1 protein-coding gene is annotated in these 797 nt (G+C 55.2%); it reads left to right on the plus strand.

Translation table 11 applies throughout. The features are described 5' to 3' along the window. Window positions 1-543 precede the first annotated feature (543 nt). The coding region (locus I6E83_RS14665) for a hypothetical protein (RefSeq protein ID WP_197102984.1) at window positions 544-797 on the plus strand (254 nt) is incomplete at its 3' end.

Here is a 797-nt window from a genome sequence, read left to right on the forward strand (position 1 = left end):
TGGCTGACGCCATTGCTGGGGTTAGTGTGAGCATCCCAGCGGGTAGCAGCATCCTGCCAACCTTTACCATCACCCCAAATGACGATGCCATCTATGAGGTCTCAGAAGCGCTGAGCATGAGTATCAGTAATGCGCTGAATGCCGCCATTGGCACCGCCACCGATACTGCCACCATCTTCGATGAAGACGCGACAGACGGCACCGTAAACGAGGGCGACAAACCGACCGTCATAGTTGGCGACGCCAGTGCCATCGAGGGCAATACCCTCGTGCACAGTGTCACCGTCAATGGCGTCACCGAAGCCGATGTTACTTATGACTTTGATTTAACGGATGGCAGTGCAACCGCTGGTGATTACAGTAGCGACCCTGCTGATCTCATCTTTAGCAACGGTGTCACCTATGATCCAGTAGCGGGCACCATCACCGTTCCTGCTGGGGTCACCGACTTTACCGTCNGCCACCTTAAACCTTGGCGACATTGATGCCAGTGACATTGACAGCATCACCTTTACGGATGCCAATGGCACGCAAACCATCAGCGTGGCTGACGCCATAGCTGGGATTAGCGTGAGCATTCCAGCGGGTAGCAGCATCCTGCCAACCTTTACCATCACCCCAAATGACGATGCCATCTATGAGGTCTCAGAAGCGCTGAGCATGAGCATCAGTAATGCGCTGAATGCCAGCATTGGCACAGCCACCGATACTGCCACCATCTTCGATGAAGACGCGACAGACGGCACCGTAAACGAGGGCGACAAACCGACCGTCACAGTTGGCGACGCCAGTGCCAT

The organism is Psychrobacter sp. SZ93C1 (genome assembly GCF_015864635.1).
Classification (GTDB): domain Bacteria; phylum Pseudomonadota; class Gammaproteobacteria; order Pseudomonadales; family Moraxellaceae; genus Psychrobacter; species Psychrobacter fozii.